The sequence below is a fragment of the Pseudomonas sp. UBA7500 genome (genome assembly GCF_002478435.1).
GTDB lineage: Bacteria > Pseudomonadota > Gammaproteobacteria > Pseudomonadales > Pseudomonadaceae > Aquipseudomonas > Aquipseudomonas palmensis.
Map to the genome: position 1 here is coordinate 1 of NZ_DLNW01000010.1, position 20,492 is coordinate 20,492.

Consider the following 20,492-nt stretch of genomic DNA (forward strand, 5'->3'; position numbering starts at 1 on the left):
CCCGCCCAACCCGCCAATCTGCTGCTAGGCTCAAGCACTGGTTGTCCCTCCCGCGAGGGCGTATTCCCAGCACTCACCACAAGGCCCCTTGCCCTGATGCCGGTCGCCAGCCGCTCCTCCCGACACGCCAAAGCCCCCGCCGCCTGCGCTCCACCCCGCACACTGCCCCTGGCAGCGACCCTGCTGCTGGTCTCCGGCAGCGCGGCGCTGATCTATCAGGTGCTGTGGATCAAGCAGCTGTCGCTGGTGGTGGGGGTGGAAGTGCATGCGATCACCACCGGCATCAGCGCATTCTTCGCCGGGCTGGCGCTGGGCGGCTGGTGGCTGGGGCGTCACGCCGATCGGCTGCGCCGGCCGCTGCGCCTGTATGCGCTGCTCGAACTGGCCGTGGCCGTGGTCGGCATCGCAGCCACCCTGGCCCTGGGCAGCAGCGCCGGGTTGTTCGCCCGCCTNNGGTTTTTTCGCCCGCCTGCAGGGCAGCATCGGGCTGCTGGCCTGGGCGCTGCCGTTCAGCCTGGTTGCCCTGCCGGCGCTGCTGATGGGCGGCACCCTGCCGGTGCTGGTGCGTGCCGTGACCGCGCAAGGGGCAACGGCCGGACGCGCCGGCGGGCAACTGTACGCGGCCAACACGGCCGGGGCGATTGTCGGCACCCTGCTCGCAGCCTTTGTGCTGATCCCGCTGCTGGGGGTGCGCGGCAGTGCCTGTGCCGCCGCCGTGCTCAACCTGCTGGCCGGGGCCGGCGCACTGTGGCTGCTGCGCCTGACACCGGACGTCGAAGCCGACACCGTGGTAACCGCCAGCGCCCCGCGCAGCCCGGCGGCGCGCCTGGCCCTGGCCCTGTACGCGGTGGCCGGGGGCATTGCGCTGGGCTATGAGGTGATGTGGTCGCAGGCCCTGGTGCAGTTCATGAGCACCCGCACCTTCGCCTTCGCGGTGATGCTGGCCACCTACCTGGCCGGGCTGATGCTGGGCAGCGCACTGATTGCCCGGCGCGTGGAGCGGCTGCGCGACCCGTGGGCCACCTTTGCCGTGCTGATCGGTGCGGCGGGGCTGCTGGCGCTGCTGGAAATCGCCGGGCTGGGGCGCTGGCTGATCAGTGCGCAGACCCAGGCCGAAGCGCTGGTACTGGGCCTGGGCGGCAGCGCACTGGCGGGCATGAGTGCCCGCTTTGCGGTGGTGGCGGTGAGCGTCGTGCTGCTGCCCACCACGCTGCTGGGGGCGGCGTTCCCGGTGGCGCTGCGCCTGGCCTGCGCGCCGGGCCATGCGGGGCGCGACGTGGGCGCGGTGGTGGCGCTCAACACCCTGGGCGGGATTGCCGGGGTGATGCTGTGCGGGTTCGTGCTGGTGCCCGCGCTGGGGCTGGTGCGCAGCCTGGGGGTGCTGGCGGTGCTGGCGGCAGGGGTCGGGGTAATCGCGGTCGTGGCGGGGGGGGGCCTGGCCGCTTCCCCCGCAAGGGCAGCGCCCTACNNGGCAAGCCAGCTCCCACAGGTACTGCGCTGTTCTCAGGGGCAGTCCGCCCTGTGGGAGCGGGCTTGCCAGCGAACAGGCCCACTCAGTCAACCCAGATTCATCGCCCTCTACGCCATTGCCCTGGCCAGCCTCCTGACCGCCCTGCTCACCCCACCCCAGCGCCTGGCCAACCTGCTACCCGGCGCGCGCAGCGGCGAACTGGTGTTCTATCAGGAAGGCCGTGGCGCCACGGTCGCCGTGGTCGAACAGCACAAGCCCCAGGGCAGCTTTCGTCGCCTGTACATCCAGGGCGTGTCCAACACCGGCGATGCCATGCCGTCTCTGCGCTACATGCGCCTGCAGGCCCTGCTGCCACTGTTGATCCACAACGGCGAGCCGCGCTCGGCGCTGGTGATCGGGCTGGGCACCGGCATCACCGCCGGCGCCCTGCTGCGCTACCCGGGCCTGGAGCAACGCGTGGTGGCCGAACTGCTGCCGGCGGTGGTGCACGCCTCGACGTTGTTCCAGGGCAACTACCACGCCGCCGACGATGCGCGCCTGGACATCCGCCTGCGCGACGGGCGCCGTGAACTGCTGGCCAGCCCGCAGCCCTACGACCTGATCACCCTGGAGCCACCGCCCCCCTCGGCAGCCGGCGTGGTCAACCTGTACTCGCGTGACTTCTACCAGCTGGCCGCCAGCCGCCTCAACCCCCAGGGCCTGGTCGCCCAGTGGCTGCCGCTGCCCACCCAGAACATCGACGACAGCCGTGCCCTGGTGCGCAGCTTCATCGACGTGTTCCCGCATGCCTCGCTGTGGACCACCGAGTTCCATGAAATGCTGCTGGTCGGCTCGCTGCAGCCGGTGCGCCTGGACCTGCCGCGCATCAGCGCGCGCCTGGCGCAACCCCCCGTGCAACGCACCCTGGCCGAGGTGGGCGTGGACTCGCCGGCCGCACTGCTGGCCACCTGGGTCACCGACCGCGCCGGCCTGGAGCGCTTTGCCGCACAGGCCCCGGCCGTCACCGACGACCAGCCACGCATCGAGTACGCCCCCTGGGTGCGCAGCGACGAGATCACCCGGGTGTTGCCGGCCCTGCTGGCGCTGGGCAGCCCGGTGCCGCTGGAAGGCGCCGATGCCCTGGCCAGCCTGCGCCTGAACGACCAGCGCCAGCGCCTGCAGCGCTTCTACCAGGTGGGCCTGAGCGCCTACCGCGGCCAGCGCGACACCTGGGCGCGACAGGTTCAGGGCGTGATGCGAGAAGATGGCAGCAACCCGTACTACCGTTGGTTCCTGGGCATGCCGTGAAGCGCGCCGCCTGATTGAAGCGCCCCTTACCCCAACAGCATGGACGTCTGCATGTCGAAAAAGCGCGCCGTTACGCCGCCCCAACAGCCCCCCGTGCGCGGCACCAGCCTGCTCTGGCCGGTGCTGGCCGGGGCGGTCCTGCTGGCCCTGCTGGGCACCTGGTTCGCCCTCGACCGTGCCCCGGCACACCTGCCGGTGGCCGCGCAGAGCACGCCACCAGCCCCGCCAGCGCCAAGCAGCCCCGCCCCGGCGCTGGTCGACGAAGCCACCTGCCAGGGTTGCCATGGCGAACAGGTTCGCCAGTGGCAAGGTTCCCATCACCAGCTGGCGATGCAGCCGGCCACCGCCCAGACCGTGCTGGGCAATTTCGCCGACGTGCAGTTCAAGAGCGAACGCGAGACCACGCGCTTCTTTCGCCAGGGCGACCGCTTCTGGGTCAACACCCCAGGCGCCGACGGCCAGCCCCAGGATTTCGAGGTGGCCTATGCCTTCGGCATCGAGCCTTTGCAGCAGTACCTGATCGATACCGGCGGCGGGCACCTGCAGGCGCTCGGGGTGGCCTGGGATACGCGCCAGCAGCAGTGGTTTCACCTGTACCCCGGCCAGGGCGTGGACTTCAAGAACCCGCTGCACTGGAGCAAGCCGCAGCAGAATGCCAACTTCATGTGCGTGGAGTGCCATACCACCGGCTTCAAGCGCAATTTCAACGCTGCCAGCGCCACCTTCGACAGCCACTGGAACAGCCTGGGCGTGGGGTGCCAGGCGTGCCACGGCCCGGCCTCCGGGCACCTGGCGTGGGCGGCGCAAAAGCCGGCCAGGCAGGTTGCCCATGCCGGCTTCCAGCAGAGCCTGGTGGAGGGTGGCAACCTGGCCGAAGTCGAAACCTGTGCCCGCTGCCATGCGCGCCGCGCGCCGCTGGGCGATGGCTTTCACAACGAGCGCCGCCTGATGGACGACTACCTGCCCAGCCGCCTGACCCGCGAGCTGTATGAGCTGGACGGCAAGATCAAGGACGAGGTGTTCGAGTACGGCGCCTTCACCCAGAGCAAGATGTTTGCCAAGGGCGTGCGCTGCAGCAATTGCCACGAGCCCCACAGCACCCAGCTCAAGGCACCGGCCGACGGGGTGTGCCTGCAGTGCCACAACCCTGCGGGCAAGACCGGCGTGGCCGGGGTCGACGGCGCCGGGCTCAAGGCCCGCGACTATACCGCCACCGAGCACCATCACCATGCCCCCGGCAGCCCCGCGGCGCAGTGCGTCAGCTGCCACATGCCCGGCAAGTTCTACATGGTCAATGACTATCGCCACGACCACGGCTTCAGCATTCCGGCACCGGCCCAGGCACTGGCGCTGGGCACGCCGGATGCCTGCCTGGGGTGTCACAAGGGCAGTGCCGGGCAGCGCGTCAGCGAGCAGTTCGCGCTGTGGTACGCCGACCGGCCCTCCGACACACCGGCCTACGCCGCCAGCCTGGACCTGCTGCGCAGCGGCAAACCCGGTGCCGCCCAGGCGCTGCTGACGCAACTGGCCAACCGCGAACTGCCGGCGATCCGCCGCGCCACCCTGCTCGCCGAACTGCCCAACTACCCGAGCGAACGTACCCTGCAGGCGGCGCGCAGCGCCCTGGGCGACAGCGCACCGCAGGTACGCGCCGCGGCGGTGGAAGCCCTGGCCGCGCTGCTGCCCCCGCAACAGCGAAGCATGCCGCTGGCCCCCTTGCTGCGTGACCCGGTGCTGGCCGTGCGCATCGCGGCCGCCTACGCCCTGCTGCCGGCACGGGCAGCCGGGCTGGGCGCGGCGCAGGCGGCGCTCGAGCAGGCGCTGGGCGAATACGAAAGCGTGCAGCTGAGCCTGCTCGAACGCGCCGAAGCCAACCTCAACCTGGCCCTGCTGTACCAGGCCAACGGACGCACCGATGCGGTCGAGCCGTACCTGCGCAGCGCGGTGCTGCGCGACGCCGACTTCCTGCCGGCCCGTGTGGCCCTGGTGCAGTGGCTGGACAGCCATGGCCGCCAGGACGAAGCACGCACGCTGCTGGAAGACAGCCTGCGCCAGCACCCCGACTCGGCGCTGCTGCAGCAGGCCCACGGCCTGGCCCTGATTCGCCAGGGCCGTCGCGACCAAGCGCTGGTGGCGCTGCGCAAGGCCGTGCAGCTGGCCCCGCAGAACGCCGGCTACGGGTATGTGCTGGCGGTGGCCCTGCACGATCAGGGGCAGCGCGAGCCGGCAATGCAACAACTGTGGAGCAGCCTGCAACAACAACCGTTTAACCGTGATGTTCGGCTGGCCTTGATGCATTATCTGCAACAGGCCCGGCAGGTGGACACAGCCAATGCCCTGCTCGAGTCGCTGCGCCAGCTCAACCCCTACGACCCGATGCTGCAACCGCGCCCCGCCAGCGGGAGCTGAGGGCCTGCAAAAAATTTGATGAAGGCAATATCGAACTAGAATCAGGCCTGCACACTCAGATGCGCATGTGCCTTACCTACCCTGCTCAGGAGCTTGTCCAAATGGCTGCACTGCAACCTGTCACCCTCACCGCCATCCGCACCCACCAGGCCTCCCTGGTAGCCGAATGGCTGGCCGGGCTGGACGCGTCGGGTGCCACGCGCAACCTCAAGGCCGACGACCTCAAGCGCCAGACCGAAGAGTTTCTCGACCTGCTGCACGCCGGCCTGCAGAACGGCGATGCCAGCAACCTCAACGCCGGTGCCTGGGACGATGTGCGCCTGTTCCTGGAAAAGCTCTCCCATAGCCGCGCCCTGCTCGGCCAGGACTCGCAGCAGACCGCCACCTTCATCTTCTCCCTCAAGGGCCCGCTGTTCGCCCTGCTGCAGCGCGAGTACAGCGAGCAGCCGGCGCAACTGGCCAACCAGCTGCTGCAGGTGTCCGAACTGCTCGATGCCCTGGGCCTGCACACCATCCGCACCTTCCAGAAATCCCGCGAGGCGGTGATCAAGCGCCAGCAGGAAGAACTGCTGGAGCTGTCCACCCCGGTGGTCAAGCTGTGGGACGGCGTACTCGCACTGCCGATGATCGGCACCCTGGACTCGCAACGCACCCAGGTGGTGATGGAATCGCTGCTGCAGCGCATCGTCGACACCGGCTCTGAAATCGCCATCATCGACATCACCGGTGTGCCCACCGTCGATACCCTGGTGGCCCAGCACCTGCTCAAGACCGTGACCGCCATCCGCCTGATGGGCGCCGACTGCATCATCAGCGGTGTACGCCCGCAGATCGCCCAGACCATCGTGCACCTGGGCCTGGACCTGCAGGGCGTGGTGACCAAGGCCAACCTGGCCGACGCCCTGAAGCTGGCCCTGCATCGCCTGGGCCTGTCCGTCGCCAAGGCGGGCTGAAGCCATGGAGCGCATCCCGATTCTGCAAATCGGCGAATTCCTGCTGGTGACCATCCAGGTCGACATGCATGACCAGCTGGCCATGACCCTGCAGGACGACCTGTCCGAGCGCATCAGCGCGACCTCGGCCAAGGGCGTGCTGATCGACATCTCGGCGCTGGACATGGTCGACTCCTTCATTGGCCGCATGATCGGCACCATCTCCGGGGTGTCGCGCATCATGGACACGCAGACCGTGCTGGTGGGCATGCAGCCGGCCGTGGCGATCACCCTGGTCGAACTGGGCCTGACCCTGCCCGGCGTGCGTACCGCGCTCAACGCCGAGCGCGGCATGCGCCTGCTCAACAACTCGGCTGCACCGCAATGAGCGCCGAGCAAAGCGGCACCCAGCCCATCCTGCTGGAGCAGGATGTGGTACGTGCACGGCAACTGGCGCGCACCCTGGCCCAGGGCTGCGGCATGAGCCTGATCAACCTGACCAAGCTGGTCACGGCGGTCAGCGAGCTGGCCCGCAACGCCGTGGTGTATGGCGGCGGTGGCCACATGGACTGGCAGGTGGTCGAGAAGGACCATCGCAAGGGCCTGCGCCTGACCTTTCGCGACGAAGGGCCGGGCATCCCCGACATCAAGCTGGCCATGACCGATGGCTGGACCAGCGGCGGCGGCCTGGGCCTGGGCCTGACCGGGGCCAAGCGACTGGTGGACGAGTTCGAACTGGATACCGCCCCCGGGGCCGGCACGCGCGTGACGATTCTGCGATGGGCCTGAGTATCCTGGGCAGCCTGACCCAGGTGCTGCCGATAGAAGACGAGAGCCAGGTCGGTCATGCCCGGCGCTGCGTGCAACGCCTGGCCGAACAGCAGGGTTTCGATGCCACCGACGCCGGGCGCGCCGCGCTGCTGGCCACCGAGCTTGCGAGCAACCTGCTCAAGCATGCCGGGCGCGGTGAACTGCACCTGCGGGTGCTGCCCAACAGCGGCTACAGCGGGCTGGAACTGATCGCCATCGACCGTGGTGCAGGCTTCGACCTGCACCACTGCCTGGCCGACGGGTTCTCCACCGGCGGTACCCAGGGCATCGGCCTGGGCGCGATCAAACGCCTGGCCGATGTGTTCGATGTGTACGCCGACAGCCGTGGCGCCGCCGTGCTGGCGCGCCTGTACCCGCGCAGCAGCGCGGCCTGCGACCTGCGCTGGGGCGCCAGCCAGCACAGCCTGCATCACGACCCGGCCTGTGGCGATGCCTGGTACCTGGCCTACGACGGCCAGCGCATCAGTGCCCTGGTGGTCGACGGGCTGGGCCACGGCGAGCTCGCCGAACGGGCCGCCCACGCCGGCACCCAGGCCTTTGCCCAGGCCCCGTTCGCCGACCCCGCGCAGGTGCTCGAGGCGATGCACGTCAACATGCAGGGCACCCGTGGCGGCGCTGCGGCCTTCGCCCAGTACGACAACGGCGCGCTGCGTTTCAGCGGCGTCGGCAACATCGGCGCGCACCTGCTCGCACCCGGTAGCAGTCGTGGCCTGGCCTCGCACCCGGGTATCGTCGGCGGGCAATTCCGTCGCGTGCGCCCCTTTGACTATGCTGATGTGCATGCCAACCTGCTGGTGCTCTACAGCGACGGGCTGCAATCGCGCTGGGACCTGCAGCAGTATCCTGGCCTCATGCATCAGCACCCGGCACTGATCGCCGCCGTGCTGCATCGCGACTTCTGCCGAGGCCGCGATGATGTCACCGTGCTGGTTGTTGCCCTGGAGACCCTAAGTGGCTGATTCCCCTACCCTTGCCGACACCGAGGCGCAGGCGCTGATCGCGCGGCTGCGTGAAGAGGGCGACGCCCTGCGCGCCGAACTCGAAGAAACCAACCAGGGCGTGCTGGCCCTGTATGCCGAGCTGGATATCCAGGCCGAGCAACTGCGCCAGGCCTCGGACCTCAAGAGCCGCTTCCTGTCGTACATGAGCCACGAGTTTCGCACGCCGCTGGGTTCGATCCTGAGCATCGCCCGCCTGCTCAGCGACGAGCTGGACGGCCCGCTGAGCCCCGAGCAGCACAAGCAGGTGACCTTCGTCAGCAATTCGGCGCGCGAACTGAGCGACATGGTCGACGACCTGCTCGACCTGGCCAAGATCGAGGCCGGGCGCATCACCATCTCGCCGGCCTGGTTCGACATGCTCGACCTGTTCGCGGCCCTGCGCGGCATGTTCCGGCCGATCGTCGATGCCTCGGCGGTCGACCTGATCTTCGAAGAGCCCCAGGGCCTGCCGCGCCTGTACAGCGACGACAAGAAGCTGGCGCAGATCCTGCGCAACTTCATTTCCAACGCGCTGAAATTCACCGCCCGCGGCGAAGTGCGGGTGTCGTCGCAACTGGAAGACGACGGCCAGATCCGCTTTGCGGTGCACGACACCGGCATCGGCATCCCGGGCGAGCTGCACGACACGCTGTTCGAGGACTTCGCACAGATCGACTCGCCGCTGCAGAAGCGCCTGCGTGGCACCGGCCTGGGCCTGTCGCTGTGCAAGCGCTTCGCGGCGCTGCTGGGTGGCCGGGTCGGGGTCGAGAGTACACCCGGGGTCGGTTCGACCTTCTACGTAGTGATCCCCTTGGCGCTGGCCCAGGAGCCTGGTGATGAAGCCTGACATCCGCCTGCTGATCGTCGACGACAACATCGTCACCCGCTATGCCCTGCGCCGGCGCCTGGAATGCCATGGCTACCGCATCGACGAGGCCGGCACCGGTGGCGAGGGCCTGGAGCTGATTGCCAGCCAGACCTACGACGCGCTGATCCTGGATGTACACCTGCCGGACATGAGCGGCTTCGATATCGTGCGCATCCTGCGCGCCACCCCGGCCACCGCGTTGCTGCCGGTGATCCACGTATCGGCGGCCGCCATCGGTACCGGCGACATCATCACCGGGCTGGACGCCGGGGCCGACGCCTACCTGATCCACCCGGTCGACCCCGAGGTGTTGCTGGCCACCCTGCGCACGCTGCTGCGGGTACGCGACACCGAGCAGGCGCTGCGCGAGAGCGAGGCGCGCTTTCGCGAGATCTTCGTCAGCACCGCCGCGCCCATCGCGCTGCTGGGCACCGGGCTCAAGGTGCACGAATGCAACCAGGCGTTCGCCCAGCTGATCCAGGACAACCTGAGCCCCGACACCCTGGTCGAGTGCTTTGCCGACGACCAGCAGCCGGTGATCGACGAACTGCTGCGCAGGCTCGGCACCCGGGACCGCTGGAAGGGCCTGCTGCACATGCGCGTCAACGGCCAGCTGCGCGAGACCCAGTGGCAGGTGTCGCCCTACCGCAGCGGCGAGTCGAGCCTGATCTTCGTCGAGGACGTGACCGAACAGCGCCACCGCGAACGCACCCAGCGCGCCGAACTGGACAGCGCGACCACCCTGCTGGCCCAGGAAGTGGCCGAGCGCGCCCGTACCGAGGCGCAGTTGCTGCAGGTGCAGAAGATGGACGCACTGGGCAAGCTTACCGGCGGCATCGCCCATGACTTCAACAACATGCTCACCGGCATCATCACCAGCCTGGAGCTGATCAAGAAACGCATCGAGCAGGGCCGCGTCGACAAGGTGCAGTCCTACGCCGACGCTGCACTGGGCGCCGCCATGGGGGCCGCCACCCTGACCCACCGCCTGCTCGCCTTTGCCCGCCAGCAACCGCTGGACCCCCGCCCGGCCGACATCAACCAGCACATCCGCTCGCTGGAGGAACTGCTGCGACGCACCATCGGCGAACACATCAGCCTGCACCTGAACCTGAGCGAGCACCTCAGCGTGGCACTGGTAGACCCGATCCAGCTGGAGAACGCCGTGCTCAACCTGGTGATCAACGCGCGCGACGCGCTGCCCCAGGGTGGCAACATCTGGATCAGCACCTACGCGGCGCACACCCAGGACGACCTCAAGCTGGCCGATGGCGCCTACGTGGCATTGTCGGTGCGCGACGACGGCAGCGGCATCGCCCCCGAGGTGATCGGCAAGGTCTTCGACCCGTTCTTCACCACCAAGCCCATCGGCCAGGGCACCGGGCTGGGGCTGTCGACCATCTACGGCTTCGCCCGCCAGTCGGCCGGCGACGTGCAGATCCGCAGCACCGGCGGGCGCGGTACCGAAGTCACGCTGCTGCTGCCGGCCAGCCAGAGCCCGCTGTTGAGCATCACCGAACCCACACCCGACACCGTGATCAGTACCGCCGGCGAGCATGTGCTGGTGGTCGAGGACATGTCGGTGGTGCGCAGTTTCGTCTGCGAGGTGCTGACCGATGCCGGTTACCGCTGCACCCCGGCGCCGGACGTCGAAAGCGCCCTGCAGAAACTGCATGCCGACCCGAGCATCGCCCTGCTGCTCAGCGACGTGGGCCTGCCGCACATGAACGGGCGCGAGCTGGCCAATGTCGCGCGCATGCTGCGCCCGAGCCTGCCGGTGCTGTTCATGACCGGCTACGCCGAGAACGCCATCGACCGGCAGCATTTTCTCGGTGAGCGCATGGACATCGTCACCAAGCCGTTCCAGATCCACGAACTGCTGGACAAGGTTCGGCGCAGCCTCGACGCCTGAGCCGCCTCAGCCCAGGGCCCGGGCCAGAAACGGCGCGGTACGGCTGTGGGCACTGGCCGCCACCTGCTGCGGCGTGCCGCAGGCCACCAGCGTGCCGCCCTGGTCCCCCGCCCCCGGGCCGATGTCGATCACCCAGTCGCTCTGGGCCACCACGCGCATGTCGTGCTCCACCACGATCACCGTATGCCCGGCATCCACCAGGCGCCCCAGCTGCAGCATCAGCCGGTCGATATCCTGCGGATGCAGGCCGTTGGTGGGTTCGTCGAGCACATACAGGGTGGCCCCGCGGGCCATGCGCTGCAGTTCGGTGGCCAGCTTGATGCGCTGCGCCTCACCGCCCGACAGCTCGGTGGCCGGCTGGCCCAGGCGCAGGTAGCCCAGCCCGATTTCGTGCAGCACCGCCAGGGCACGCTGCACCGCCGGCTGCTGCTCGAACACCGCCAGGGCCTGGGTCACCGTCAGTTGCAGCACCTGGGCGATGTTCAGGCCCTGCCAGGTGACCGCCAGGGTCTGCGGGTTGTAGCGGGCGCCATGGCAGGTGGGGCACGGTGCGTAGACGCTGGGCATGAACAGCAGCTCGACGCTGACAAAGCCTTCGCCTTCGCAGGTTTCGCAACGGCCCTTGGCCACGTTGAACGAGAAGCGCCCGGCATCGAAGCCCTGTTCGCGGGCCGCATCGGTGGCGGCGAACAGTTTGCGCACGTGGTCGAACAGGCCGGTGTAGGTCGCAAGGTTCGAGCGCGGGGTACGGCCGATGGGCTTCTGGTCCACCTGCACCAGCCGGCGGATGTGCTCCAGGCCCGCCGTGACCTGGCCGCCGCTGGCCTGCGCCACGTCATCCTCCAGGCTCTGCTCCTGAGGCTCGCTGGGCGCAGTGGCCTGGCCCAGGTGCGCGCCCACCAGCTCCAGCAGCGCCTGGCTGACCAGGCTGGACTTGCCCGAGCCGGAAATCCCGGTGACGGCCGTGAAGCATCCAAGGGGGAAGGCCGCATCGAGGTTGTGCAGGTTGTTGCGCGTCACGCCCTCCAGGCGCAGCCAGCCACCAGGTTCACGCGGGGTGCGCGGCTCGGCGGCCTGGGCGCCGAACAGGTAGTTGCGGGTCTGCGAGGCCTCGACCTCGGCCAACCCGGCCGGGGGCCCGCTGTACAGCACCTGGCCGCCCTGCTCGCCCGCCGCCGGGCCCACGTCCACCAGCCAGTCGGCGCGGCGCATGGTGTCCAGGTCGTGCTCGACCACGAACACCGAATTGCCCGCGGCCTTGAGGCGCAGCAGGGCCTCGTACAGCGCCTCGCCATCGGCCGGGTGCAGGCCGGCCGAGGGTTCGTCCAGTACATAGATCACGCCGAACAGCTGCGAGTTGAGCTGGGTGGCCAGGCGCAGGCGCTGCAGCTCGCCCGAGGACAGGGTCGGCGTGCTGCGCTCCAGGGCCAGGTAACCCAGGCCCAGGTCGATCAGGGTGGCCACCCGTTCGAGCAGGTCCTGGGCGATGCGCTGCGCGGCCAGGCGTTTTTCCAGCGAGAGGTTGGGCGTGTGGCGCACGTCCGGGCCGCCGGCATGGGCGTTGTCGCCCCTGGCCGCGCGCTGCTGGCGGGCGTCACGGGTTTGCGCGTGGGTCAGCACCGCACCCTGCTCGTCGCCATGCTCGACATAGGTGGCGCTGGCCACCGGCTTGAGCACCTCGGCCAGCTGCAGCAAGGGCAACTGCGCCAGCTCGGCAATGTCCAGCCCGGCGAAGGTCACGGTCAGGGCCTCGCGCTTGAGCCGCTTGCCCGCGCACAACGGGCAGGCGCTGGCCCGCATGAACTGGCTGACGCGCTTGCGCATCAGCGCGCTCTGCGAATGGGTGAAGGTGTGCAGCACATAGCGCCGCGCGCCGCTGAAGGTGCCTTGATAGCTGGGTTCGAGCTTGCGCTTGAGGGCGTCGCGGGTCTGGGCCGGGGTCATGCCGGCATACACCGGCACAGTGGGGGTCTCTTCGGTGAACAGGATCCAGTCGCGCTGCTGCTGGGGCAGGTCGCGCCACGGAATGTCGACGTCATAGCCCAGGGTCACGAGGATGTCGCGCTGGTTCTGGCCCTGCCACGCCAGCGGCCACGAGGCCACCGCACGCTCGCGGATGGTCAGCGACGGGTCGGGCACCATCGAGGCCTCGTCCACCTCGTAGACCCGGCCCAGGCCGTGGCACTCGGGGCATGCGCCCTGGGGCGTATTGGGCGAGAAGTCCTCGGCATACAGCATCGGCTGGCCGTCCGGGTAACTGCCGGCGCGCGAATAGAGCATGCGGATCAGGCTCGACAGCGTGGTCACGCTGCCCACCGAGGAGCGCGCGCTGGGGGTGCCGCGCTGCTGTTGCAGGGCCACCGCCGGCGGCAGGCCTTCGATGGCGTCCACATCCGGCACCCCGACCTGGTCGATCAGGCGTCGCGCATAGGGCGCCACCGACTCGAAATAGCGGCGCTGGGCCTCGGCATACAGGGTCGAGAACGCCAGCGACGACTTGCCCGAGCCGGACACGCCGGTGAACACCACCAGCGCATCGCGGGGGATGTCCACATCCACGTTCTTCAGGTTGTGTTCGCGCGCGCCGCGCACCTTGACCATGCCGGCCGGGCCGGCATGGGGCGTGGTGGATCGAGGTGAATTCATGGTCGGACCTTGGTCGGCGAGGGTCTGGAATTGGAGCGGCGTGCGCGGCGGATCGTTCCACCGCCGCCCTGGGGCCTCAGCTCAGCGCGGCCCGCAGGCGTTGACGCAGGCGCGAGCCGAACACGTTGATCAGCAACCCCACCATCACCAGCACCCCACCCCAGCATTGCAGGGTACTCAGGCGTTCACCCAGCAGCAACGCCGAGGAGCTCAGCCCCACCACTGGCACCAGCAGCGAAAACGGTGCGACCTTGCCCGCCGGGTAGCGCGACAGCAGGCCGCTCCACAGGCTGTAGCCGAGCATGGTGGCGATGAAGGCCAGGTACGCCAGGGCCAGGATCGAGTTCAGGCCGATGCCGCGCAGCGAGCTTTCGATCAGCGCCGGCCCTTCGAGCCACCACGACAGGGCGAAGAATGGCAACGGCGGAATCAGCGCGCCCCAGATCACCAGCGCCACCAGGTCGATGTTGCCGAAGCGGCGCGTGATGATGTTGCCCATGGCCCAGCATGCGGCGGCGCACAGGGTCAGCACCAGCGCCAAAAATGGCACGTGGCTGCCGTTCTCGCTGCCGATCAGCGCCAGGCCCCCGGCGGCCACCAGCAGCCCCAGCAGGCTGGCGGCGCGCAGCCGCTCACCGAGAAACATCGCGGCAAAGAACAGCGTGAAGAAGGCCTGCGACTGCAGCACCAGCGACGCCAGGCCCGGCGGCATGCCGTTGCCCATGGCCTCGAACAGAAAGGCGAACTGGCCCAGCGAGATGGTGGTGCCGTAGGCCAGCAACCAGCGCCACGGCAGTTGCGGGCGCTTGATGAAGAAGATCGCCGGAAACAGCACCAGCACGAAGCGCAGGCCACCCAGCAGCATGGGCGGCAGGCCGTCGAGGCCGACCTTGATCACCACGAAATTCAGGCCCCAGGCGACGATCACCACCAGCGCCAGCAACAGGTCCTTTAACGGCATTCTGCCCTCACCAATTTGTAATATTTCGAAACAGCATATCCTTATTCCCGGGTTCAGTTATACCCGTCGGCGGCGCATGCCTGTGTGACCAGCAGCTGCCCGGCAGCCCACACCACAAAAAACGCCGCGCAACCTGCAGAACCGTCGTATAAATATCGGCCCGGTGCCTAACGCCCCGTCCTGCCAGAGGCCAGTATCCATGCCCCTCAAACCCTTCTGCGGTGCCAAACTCGCCCTGCTGTTCCACGACCACCTGCTCACCTACAGGCGCGACGTGAAAAGCACCATCCCCTTCCCCGGCTGCTGGGACTTTGCCGGCGGGGGGCGCGAAGGTGATGAGACCCCGGTGGAATGCGCGCTGCGCGAGCTGGACGAAGAGTTCGCCCTGCGCCTGCCCCCCGAACGCATCGAATGGCGCCGCAACTACCCCAGCCTGGCCAGACCCGGCTGGGAGTCCTGGTTTCTGGTGGGGCACATCACGCAGGGGGAAATCGATGCCATCGAATTTGGCGACGAAGGCCAGTACTGGCAGATGATGCCGATCAGCGATTACCTGAAACACGCTGAAGGTGTGTGGTATCTGCAGGATCGGCTGCGGGACTATCTGGCGCAGGCCAGTTGAACCCGTTGGGTGGCGATCCACCCGGCAGGAACGGATTGCGCCGGCGCAAGGGCCGGCGCGGCGGGTACTTACATGTGGCTGTGGTCGTGCATCGAGTGCTCGCCGTGACCGTCGGTGGCGGTCAGCGAACGCACCGGGGCGTCGACCTTGATCGACTCCTTCTGGCCCTTGGCGTCTTCGACGATCAGGGTCAACGGCACCGTGTCGCCTTCCTTCACCTGCTTGACCAGGCCCATCAGCATCACGTGGTAGCCATTGGTGTCGAGCACCACCGGCTTGCCGGCGGGCAGGTCCAGCGCCTTGACTTCACTCATGCTCATCACGTCGTTGTGCATCTGCATCTGGTGCACCTGCACGGTCTTGGCCACCGGCGACTCGACACCCACCAGCTTGCTGTCGGTGCTGGCAGTGAGGGTCATGAACGCACCGGTCGACTGCTGCTGCGGCACGCTGGCGCGCACCCAGGGCTCGCCCACGGTGGTCTGGGCAACGGCGGGCAGCGCCGCACCGAACAGGGACAGCAACGCCATCGCGCCAAGCGCGTGTTTCACGGGAGAACGCATTAACAAACCTCCATTACGGTAAGCAGGTCTTCGGTGCATTCCTTGGCATTGAGGGAATGCGAGAGGCCAAGGCGCAGCACGCCACGCGAGTCGAACACGTAGCTGGTCGAGCTGTGGGAAATGGTATAGGTGTCGCCGGCCGGCACCTTCTCGTAGAACACGCCGAATTCCTTGGCCACTGCGGCCGTCTCTTCCAGGGTACCGGACAGCGCCACGAACGAGGGATCGAAGGCCTTGACGTAGGCGTCCAGCACTTCGGGGGTGTCGCGCTCGGGGTCCAGGCTGATGAACACCACCTGCAGGAAGTCGGCGTCGCGGCCCATCAGCTTCTTGATCTGCACCGCGCGGGCCAGGGTGGTGGGGCACACCGCCGGGCATTGGGTGAAGCCGAAGAACACCATCGGCATCGAGCCCTGGAAGCTCGACAGGGTCATCACGTTGCCTTGCGGATCCTTGAGCTTGAAGGTGCGGCCGAGGATCTTGTTGCTCAGGTCCTTGCCGTATTTGAAGTCCAGCGCGCCGGAGTTGTTGCAACCTGCCAGGGCACCGAGGCCGAGCAGGCCGAGCCCGGCGATCACCGTGCGCCGGGTCAGTAAATCGTTCATGTAACCATCCTTTTGGGAAGGTGCCGGCCCCGAGAGCGGGAGCCTTGTGCAAGGGTTTTGCGAGGCGGCATTTTGTCACGCAGGGTCGACGGGTTCCAGCGCGCAGCGCCAGATGGGTGCGGTCTGATGTCGCAGCATGGCAGTCAAGATTGTAAGGAAGATTTACCGAGCGAATAGAAATGTTATACAGTAACCATTCAATTCGCCCCCTCTGCCTGCGACCTTTCAATGACTAGCGCTACTGCCCTCCCCGCCGCCAGCAAACCGAGCCAACGCCTGCTGTCCATCGATGCCCTCAGGGGCCTGGTGATCCTGTTCATGCTGCTGGACCACGTGCGCGAAACCTTCTTCCTGCACCGCCAGGTGAGCGATCCGATGGCCATCGACAGTACCGAACCTGCGCTGTTCGTCAGCCGTACGCTGGCCCACCTGTGCGCCCCGGTGTTCGTGCTGCTGACCGGTCTGTCGGCCTGGCTGTATGGCCAGAAGCACCAGGGCCGGGGCGATGTGTCGGCCTTTCTGTTCAAGCGCGGGCTGTTTCTGGTGGTGCTGGAGTTCACCCTGGTGAACATCGCCTGGACCTTCCAGCTGCCACCCAGCGTGATCTACCTGCAGGTGATCTGGGCCATCGGCATCAGCATGATCGCCCTGGCGGCCCTGGTGTGGTTGCCGCGCCCGCTGTTGCTGGTGCTGGGCGCCGCGATCGTGGCCGGTCACAACCTGCTCGACGGCCTGCACTTTGCGCAGGGCTCTGCGCTGCACGTGCCGTGGGCGATCCTGCATGACCGCGGCTGGCTCGAGTTCTCCGACAGCCTGCGCCTGCGTACCTCGTACCCGGTGCTGCCGTGGGTCGGCGTGATCGCGCTGGGCTACGGCCTGGGCCCCTGGTTCGCCCACTCGATGCCGGCCACCACGCGCCAGCGCCGTCTGCTGCTGGCAGGCCTGGCAACCCTGCTCGGCTTTGTCGCCCTGCGCCTGCTCAACGGCTACGGCGAGGCGCCATGGACGGTTCAGGCCGATACCGCGCACACCCTGATGAGCTTCTTCAACATCACCAAGTACCCGCCCTCGCTGCTGTTCCTGGCCCTGACCCTGGGGGCTGGCCTGCTGTTGCTGCTGGGCCTGGAGCGCGCCGGGCAGCGCCGGTGGATCAGTACCCTGGCGGTGTTCGGCGCCGCACCGATGTTCTTCTACCTGCTGCACCTGTATGTGCTGAAAGTGGCGTACCTGGCCTGCGTTGCACTGCTGGGCCTGAACCAGGGCAATTACTTCGGCTTCGATGGTATCTGGGCGGTGTGGCTGACCGCCGTGCTGCTGGCCGTGGCGCTGTTCCCGCCGGTGCGCTGGTTTGCCGCGTTCAAGGCCCGCCGTCGCGACATTGCCTGGCTCAAGTACCTCTGAGGCTGGCGGGGTTTTGTTTCCCTGCGGGCGGCGTGATCGACTACCATGCCGCCCGCCGGTTTCCACACGGAATCAATAGGGAATCCGAGACGCCACTGCATGGCGTCAAACGGAACTGCCCCCGCAACTGTAAGTGCCGAGCCTGCTCCTGAAATGCCACTGGGTGAACCCCGGGAAGGCCGGAGCCAGGTGACGACGCACCAGTCAGGAGACCTGCCGGCACAGCAACAATCACTAACCGGCGGGGTGTCCGGGGAGTACATCTGTGCCGCGAGCGCCCCGCGCGCCGAACGGCCTTGCCCTGCCCTCGCGGCAGCGCCTGTCGATGTGTTTCCAGGTTGTACACCCCTGCCCGTGTACGGTTCGAATGGAGATCGCATCATGCAGTTGCCCCGCCTTGTCACCCTGCTCGCGGGCCTGGGTCTGTCGACCCTGGCCCAGGCCGCCCCGACCCACTACCCGCTCACGCTGCAGAACTGCGGCATGCCGCTGACCTTCCAGCACGCGCCCGACAGCGCCGTGACCATCGGCCAGGCCGGCACCGAGATGTTCTACGCACTGGGCCTGGGCGACAGGCTGGTCGGCACCTCGCTGTGGTTCAACGATGTGCTGGCGCAGTACAAGGTGCAGAACGACAAGGTCGAGCGCCTGGCCGACAACGACCCCAGCTTCGAGGCGGTGATCGGCAAGCGCCCGCAACTGGTGGCGGTGCAGCTGGAGTGGATGGTCGGCCCGCAGGGCGTGGTCGGCACCCGCGAGCAGTTCCATGAGCTGAACATCCCCACCTACCTGATGCCGTCCGACTGCGAGGGCAAGGACAACCTGGTCGGCGCCGACGGCACCCGCCTGGAGCCGTTTCGCATCGACAGCATCTACAACAGCATCAGCCAGCTGGCCGAGATCTTCGACGTGCAGGCGCGTGGCGAGCGGTTGAACAGCGAGCTCAAGGCACGCCTGGCCAAGGCTGCCGCCACCGTGAAGGGCAAGGATCTGAAGGACACCAGCGCCCTGTTCTGGTTCTCCAGCGCAGACCTGGACATCGACCCGTACGTGGCCGGGCGCAAGGGTATCCCCAACTACATGCTGCAGACTCTGGGCGTGCGCAACGTGGTGCAGTCCGATGAGGAATGGCCGACCGTGGGCTGGGAAACCATCGCCAAGGCCAACCCCACCTTCCTGGTGATCGCGCGCATGGACCGTCGTCGCTTCCCGGCCGATGACTATCAAAAGAAACTCGAATTCCTGCGCAGCGACCCGGTCACGCGCAACATGGACGCGGTCAGACACAACCGCATCGTGATTCTCGATGCACATGCCATGCAGGCCAGCACGCGCCTGTTCAGCGGCATGGAGACCCTGGCCTCGGCCATCAACGGCTTCGACCTGGCGCCATGACAGGCAGCGTTGTGCGTGGCCTGCTCGCGTGCCTGGCCCTGCTGCTGGCGATACTGGCAGGGGTGGCGATTGGCGAAACGCCGATCGCCCCCTCGGTGGTGCTGCAGGTGCTGGCCAACAAGCTATGGGCCGCCGGGCACCTGCTGGACCCGATCGATGAAGGCATCGTGTGGAACTACCGCCTGACCCGTGCGCTGGTGGCCGCCGCCTGCGGCGCGGGGTTGGCCACCTGCGGGGTGGTACTGCAGTCGCTGCTGCGCAACCCGCTGGCCGACCCGTACCTGCTCGGCATCTCGGCCGGCGCCTCCACCGGCGCGGTGCTGGTGGCGCTGCTGGGGCTGGGCGCGGGGGCGATCACGCTGTCGCTGGGCGCCTTCGTCGGGGCCATCGCGGCCTTCGCGCTGGTGGCGCTGCTGGCCCGTGCCAGCGGGCCGTCCAACAGCACGGGGCAGATCATCCTCGCCGGGATCGCCGGCTCGCAGCTGTTCAACGCGCTCACCGCCTTTCTGATCACCCGGTCGGCCAGTGCCGAGCAGGCGCGCGGCATCCTGTTCTGGCTGCTGGGCAACCTCAGTGGCGTGCGCTGGCCGTCGGTGTGGCTGGCGGTGCCGGTGGCGCTGGCCGGCCTTGCGGTGTGCGTGTGGCATCGGCGGGCGCTGGACGCCTTCACCTTCGGCAGCGACTCGGCTGCCTCGCTGGGCATCCCGGTACGCCGCGTGCAGGTGCTGCTGATCAGCTGCGCGGCACTGGTGACGGCAGTGATGGTGTCGATCGTGGGCGCCATCGGCTTTGTCGGGCTGGTGATTCCGCATGCGATGCGGCTGCTGTTCGGTACCCCCCATGCGCGCCTGCTGCCGGCCAGCGCGCTGGGTGGCGCGCTGTTCCTGATTGCCGCCGACGTGCTCTCGCGCACCCTGATCAAGGGCCAGGTGATTCCGGTGGGGGTGATCACGGCGCTGGTCGGCGCACCGGTGTTCGCATTGATACTGATTGGCCGCAGGAGCGCCCGATGAACGCTGTCACCCACCCGCTGGATGAAGCTGCACTGCGCTGCACCGGGCTGGGTTTGAAGGTGCGCGATGCCGTGCTGCTGGACGCGGTCGACCTTGAGGTGCGCCGTGGCGAGACCCTGGGTATCGTCGGCCCCAACGGCTCGGGCAAGTCCACCCTGCTCAAGCTGCTGGCCGGGCTGCGCACGCCCACCTGCGGCGAGGTGCAGCTGGGCAGCAACGCGCTCAGGCAGCTGCCACGCCGCGAGGTGGCGCGGCGGTTGGCAGTGGTCGAGCAACAGGCCGACACCAGCGATGCGATCAACGTGTTCGATGCCGTGGCCCTGGGCCGCACGCCGTGGTTGTCGGCGTTGCGCCCGTGGTCGGCAGACGATCACGCCATCGTGCAGCAGGCCCTGGCCGACGTGGATGCCACCCACCTGGCAACACGCAGCTGGCGCAGCCTCTCCGGTGGCGAGCGCCAGCGCGTGCACATCGCCCGGGCCCTGGCGCAACGCCCGCAGCTACTGTTGCTCGACGAGCCGACCAACCACCTCGACATCCAGCACCAGCTGGGCATTCTGCGCCTGGTTCAGGCGCTGCCGGTGACCACCCTGATC

General features: G+C 68.1%; 16 protein-coding genes, 1 pseudogene and 1 riboswitch. Of the genes and pseudogenes, 13 read left to right on the forward strand and 4 right to left on the reverse strand.

Annotation, left to right across the window (positions count from 1 at the left end; translation table 11 throughout):
• Positions 1–538: 538 nt before the first annotated feature.
• The 8 genes from B4I46_RS06430 to B4I46_RS06465 all read left to right on the forward strand — a co-directional run bounded on the left by B4I46_RS06430 (position 539) and on the right by B4I46_RS06465 (position 10,690).
• Complete coding sequence (locus tag B4I46_RS06430) at positions 539–2,758, forward strand: spermidine synthase (protein ID WP_422662687.1); 2,220 nt, start codon at positions 539–541, stop codon at positions 2,756–2,758.
• Positions 2,759–2,809: 51 nt separating this feature from the next.
• Complete coding sequence (locus B4I46_RS06435; RefSeq protein ID WP_286899151.1) at positions 2,810–5,167, forward strand: multiheme c-type cytochrome; 2,358 nt, start codon at positions 2,810–2,812, stop codon at positions 5,165–5,167.
• Between the two features lie 101 nt (positions 5,168–5,268).
• A complete protein-coding gene (locus B4I46_RS06440) occupies positions 5,269–6,120 on the forward strand; it encodes an STAS domain-containing protein (RefSeq protein ID WP_043861204.1) in 852 nt (283 codons plus the stop codon).
• 4 nt (positions 6,121–6,124) lie between these two features.
• Positions 6,125–6,487 carry an STAS domain-containing protein gene (locus tag B4I46_RS06445; RefSeq protein ID WP_043861203.1) on the forward strand — a complete coding sequence of 121 codons (363 nt, stop codon included), beginning with the start codon at positions 6,125–6,127 and terminating at the stop codon, positions 6,485–6,487.
• Positions 6,484–6,888: an anti-sigma regulatory factor gene (locus tag B4I46_RS06450; RefSeq protein ID WP_043861202.1), complete on the forward strand. Its 405-nt coding sequence runs from the start codon at positions 6,484–6,486 to the stop codon at positions 6,886–6,888. Before B4I46_RS06445 ends, B4I46_RS06450 begins: the two co-directional genes overlap by 4 nt.
• Complete coding sequence (locus B4I46_RS06455; RefSeq protein WP_178083069.1) at positions 6,879–7,889, forward strand: ATP-binding protein; 1,011 nt, start codon at positions 6,879–6,881, stop codon at positions 7,887–7,889. Before B4I46_RS06450 ends, B4I46_RS06455 begins: the two co-directional genes overlap by 10 nt.
• On the forward strand, positions 7,882–8,757 hold the full coding sequence (locus B4I46_RS06460) for a sensor histidine kinase (protein WP_043861201.1): 876 nt from the start codon (positions 7,882–7,884) through the stop codon (positions 8,755–8,757). The genes B4I46_RS06455 and B4I46_RS06460 overlap by 8 nt, the downstream gene beginning before the upstream one ends.
• A complete protein-coding gene (locus tag B4I46_RS06465; protein WP_054915145.1) occupies positions 8,747–10,690 on the forward strand; it encodes a response regulator in 1,944 nt (647 codons plus the stop codon). The genes B4I46_RS06460 and B4I46_RS06465 overlap by 11 nt, the downstream gene beginning before the upstream one ends.
• Before the next feature lie 6 nt (positions 10,691–10,696).
• Here the strand turns inward: B4I46_RS06465 and B4I46_RS06470 are convergent, their stop codons facing one another.
• Both B4I46_RS06470 and B4I46_RS06475 read right to left on the reverse strand, forming a co-directional pair.
• Positions 10,697–13,336: an excinuclease ABC subunit UvrA gene (locus B4I46_RS06470; RefSeq protein ID WP_286899157.1), complete on the reverse strand. Its 2,640-nt coding sequence runs from the start codon at positions 13,334–13,336 to the stop codon at positions 10,697–10,699.
• Between the two features lie 76 nt (positions 13,337–13,412).
• A complete protein-coding gene (locus tag B4I46_RS06475; RefSeq protein ID WP_054915147.1) occupies positions 13,413–14,297 on the reverse strand; it encodes an EamA family transporter in 885 nt (294 codons plus the stop codon).
• Positions 14,298–14,496: 199 nt separating this feature from the next.
• Between B4I46_RS06475 and B4I46_RS06480 the strand changes: the two genes are divergently transcribed.
• On the forward strand, positions 14,497–14,919 hold the full coding sequence (locus B4I46_RS06480) for an NUDIX hydrolase (RefSeq protein ID WP_104572655.1): 423 nt from the start codon (positions 14,497–14,499) through the stop codon (positions 14,917–14,919).
• A gap of 68 nt (positions 14,920–14,987) precedes the next feature.
• On the opposite strand, the gene B4I46_RS06485 is transcribed toward B4I46_RS06480, so the two are convergent.
• Positions 14,988–15,482: a copper chaperone PCu(A)C gene (locus B4I46_RS06485; RefSeq protein ID WP_043861196.1), complete on the reverse strand. Its 495-nt coding sequence runs from the start codon at positions 15,480–15,482 to the stop codon at positions 14,988–14,990.
• The gene (locus tag B4I46_RS06490; protein WP_058541261.1) at positions 15,482–16,087 is read right to left on the reverse strand and encodes an SCO family protein; all 606 of its coding nucleotides are present in this window, start codon (positions 16,085–16,087) and stop codon (positions 15,482–15,484) included. Before B4I46_RS06490 ends, B4I46_RS06485 begins: the two co-directional genes overlap by 1 nt.
• A gap of 228 nt (positions 16,088–16,315) precedes the next feature.
• On the opposite strand from B4I46_RS06490, the gene B4I46_RS06495 reads away from it, so the two are divergent.
• The 4 genes and pseudogenes from B4I46_RS06495 to B4I46_RS06510 all read left to right on the forward strand — a co-directional run.
• Positions 16,316–17,488, forward strand: a complete 1,173-nt coding sequence (locus B4I46_RS06495) for a DUF1624 domain-containing protein (RefSeq protein ID WP_286899165.1) — start codon at positions 16,316–16,318, stop codon at positions 17,486–17,488.
• A gap of 40 nt (positions 17,489–17,528) precedes the next feature.
• A riboswitch (cobalamin riboswitch) is annotated at positions 17,529–17,723 on the forward strand.
• A gap of 146 nt (positions 17,724–17,869) precedes the next feature.
• Positions 17,870–18,883 (forward strand): ABC transporter substrate-binding protein, encoded by a 1,014-nt coding sequence (locus B4I46_RS06500; RefSeq protein ID WP_286899166.1) that lies wholly within the window; start codon positions 17,870–17,872, stop codon positions 18,881–18,883.
• Positions 18,880–19,896 carry a FecCD family ABC transporter permease gene (locus B4I46_RS06505; RefSeq protein ID WP_043861192.1) on the forward strand — a complete coding sequence of 339 codons (1,017 nt, stop codon included), beginning with the start codon at positions 18,880–18,882 and terminating at the stop codon, positions 19,894–19,896. Before B4I46_RS06500 ends, B4I46_RS06505 begins: the two co-directional genes overlap by 4 nt.
• Positions 19,893–20,432 (forward strand): annotated as a pseudogene (locus tag B4I46_RS06510) (ABC transporter ATP-binding protein); the annotation flags it as partial. The gene B4I46_RS06505 and the pseudogene B4I46_RS06510, both read left to right, overlap by 4 nt.
• Positions 20,433–20,492: the final 60 nt, after the last annotated feature.